A 2,387-nucleotide genomic window follows, 5' to 3' on the forward strand; every position below is an offset into this window, starting at 1 on the left:
CATCTTTTCATATCGTTAACAATCTGTTTCATTGTGGCAAACCAGACCACGGGAGGGCACAATGAAAACAGAGCATAGCAAGAATCGGTCGGCCAAGCAGGAATATTGGCAGGAACACATCCGCTCATGGGAGAGTAGCGGCCTGACGCAATCATCATATTGCCGGGAGAACATGCTCTCTTTGGCGACATTTGGTTACTGGCGTCGAAAGAGCTCATTGAAGGTTTCTCACGAACCGCAACCGCGTTTTTTTCCTCTTGCGGTACAATCCCAGGTCCAGGAAAAGCAGAGTTCAGGTTTCAATACTGTCCGGTTGGTCCTGCAGGAAAGAAGATTCATGATAGAGGTTGAGGAAAACTTTTCTGCATCAACTCTGAGGCGGCTGATCACGACTTTGGAGCAGGTTTGATGCTCGATTTTTCCGAAGAGACCAGAGTGTATATTGCATTGGGCGCAACAGACATGCGCAAATCCATCAACGGTCTGTCACTTCTTGTCGCAGAACAGTTTGAGCTTGATCTGTTTTCCGGGAGTCTCTTTGCATTCTGCAATCGCCGTCGTGATATGGTGAAGATTCTCTACTGGTCGGAGAATGGGTTTTGCCTCTGGCTTAAGCGTCTTGAGACAGACATTTTCCGCTGGCCCGAATCTGAGTCGGAAGTGATGGAGGTGAGCAGAAAGGCGTTGAACTGGCTCTTGCATGGCCTTGATTTGCGCCACGCACACAGCCGAGCGCCATATGCTGCCGTTTCGTAAATATTGTATTGATATCATTGAAAATGTAGTGATTTTCTCATTGAGATGTGATAGTATAGGCAGATGATAAAAAGGGGTGCCACACTACCGGACAACCCGCAGGAACTGCGGAAAATCATCGCCTATTACGAGCAGGAAGTTGAACTGCTGCGTGAGCAAGTGCGTGTGCTTTATGCCCGGATTTTTGGCAAGAAAAGCGAGAAAGGCGGTCCCGATGCAGGAACGCAACTCCCTCTTTTTGACATGCCAGAACCAGAGGTAGAGCCCGGCGAGAAAGAGGTGACGATTCCATCTCACTCCAGACAGAAGTGTGGACGCAAAAAGTTGCCTGAGTCTCTGCCGCGGGTCGAGGTGGTGCACGACATCCCTGAAGAGGCGAAAGTCTGCGCCTGCGGCCATGAGTTGAACAGGATAGGTGAGGAGATTTCGGAAAAACTCGATATCATCCCTGCTGTCATCCAGGTTATTCGCCACGTCAGGCCCAAATATGCCTGCCGACATTGCGAAGGACTCGACACCGTAGGTCCGGTAGTCAAAATTGCCACCGCCCCCAAGCAGATCATCGACAAAGGTATCGCCACTGCCGGCCTTCTGGCCCACATCCTTACCGCTAAATTCTGTGACGGTCTGCCATTTTATCGCCAGGAAGGCCAGTTTGAGCGACTTGGCGTCGAAATTCCAAGGGCAACCATGTGCAACTGGGCTATGAAAAGCGCTGAGGCTGCGGCTCCTTTGCTTGAACTTCTCCTTCGCGAGATCCGCTCAGGCCCGTTGATCAATATTGACGAAACAACTGTACAGGTTTTGAAAGAACCAGGGCGATCGGCTGAGACAAAATCCTATATGTGGGTTTGTCGTGGTGGTACGCCCGGCAAAACGCTCTTGCTCTACCATTACAACACAAGCCGCTCGTCCGGCGTGGCGAAGCAGTTGCTCACGGGATACAAGGGAGTTGTGCAAAGTGATGGGTATACTGGTTATGATTTTCTCAACGTCAGCAAGGATATTGCACATGCCGGATGCTGGGCCCATGCTCGTCGCAAATTCAAGGATGCTGCCAAAGGGGCAGGAAAAGCAAAGAAAGCCGGCAGTGTCGATGTGGCGCTGAGTTATATTCAGAAAATTTATGCGGTGGAAAAGGAAGGCACCAAAGACAACCTTAATCAAGAGCAGATAATTGAGTTGCGGCAGCGGAAGGCCAGGCCGATTCTCGACGACTTTTTCAAATGGCTGAGCAAAAAAGCGACACAGGTTGTTCCTAAAAGCTTGCTGGGCATTGCAGTCAACTACACACTCAACCAAAGGAGCCGCCTCACCGTCTACCTTGACCAAGGCGTAGTCGGCCCAGACAATAATGCAGCTGAAAATGCCATCAGGCCGTTTGTGATAGGCCGCAAAAACTGGCTCTTTGCCGGTAATCCTGCCGGAGCGGCAGCTAGTGCCAGCCTCTACAGTCTCGTCGAATCAGCGAAAGCAAATGGCCTGGAACCGTACAGATATCTTCGTTTTATCTTCGAAAAACTTCCTTTCGCAGAATCGCAGAGCGATTACGAAGAGCTGCTACCGAACAGGCTCAAAGCCGCCGACCTCCTTTTGCCGCAATCAATAAGTGGGGTTTAATTAGCGGATAC

The 2,387-nt window shown here is 50.5% G+C and carries 3 protein-coding genes; all 3 read left to right on the forward strand.

Features of this window, described 5'->3' with window-relative positions; translation table 11 throughout:
• Positions 1-61 precede the first annotated feature (61 nt).
• The 3 genes from tnpA to tnpC all read left to right on the forward strand — a co-directional run bounded on the left by tnpA (position 62) and on the right by tnpC (position 2,376).
• On the forward strand, positions 62-409 hold the full coding sequence (gene tnpA / locus BUB04_RS18540) for an IS66 family insertion sequence element accessory protein TnpA (RefSeq protein ID WP_073042280.1): 348 nt from the start codon (positions 62-64) through the stop codon (positions 407-409).
• Positions 409-756: an IS66 family insertion sequence element accessory protein TnpB gene (tnpB, locus tag BUB04_RS18545; RefSeq protein WP_084076650.1), complete on the forward strand. Its 348-nt coding sequence runs from the start codon at positions 409-411 to the stop codon at positions 754-756. The genes tnpA and tnpB overlap by 1 nt, the downstream gene beginning before the upstream one ends.
• Positions 757-819: 63 nt before the next feature.
• On the forward strand, positions 820-2,376 hold the full coding sequence (gene tnpC, locus BUB04_RS18550; RefSeq protein ID WP_073042284.1) for an IS66 family transposase: 1,557 nt from the start codon (positions 820-822) through the stop codon (positions 2,374-2,376).
• Positions 2,377-2,387: the final 11 nt, after the last annotated feature.

The sequence above is a fragment of the Desulfacinum infernum DSM 9756 genome (assembly GCF_900129305.1).
GTDB lineage: Bacteria > Desulfobacterota > Syntrophobacteria > Syntrophobacterales > DSM-9756 > Desulfacinum > Desulfacinum infernum.

What these genes read in the sequence shown, in the direction of transcription:
- tnpA (WP_073042280.1), top strand. Translation starts at nt 62, where the DNA reads ATGAAAACAGAGCATAGCAAGAATCGGTCGGCCAAGCAGGAATATTGG.
- tnpB (WP_084076650.1), top strand. Translation starts at nt 409, where the DNA reads ATGCTCGATTTTTCCGAAGAGACCAGAGTGTATATTGCATTGGGCGCA.
- tnpC (WP_073042284.1), top strand. Translation starts at nt 820, where the DNA reads ATGATAAAAAGGGGTGCCACACTACCGGACAACCCGCAGGAACTGCGG.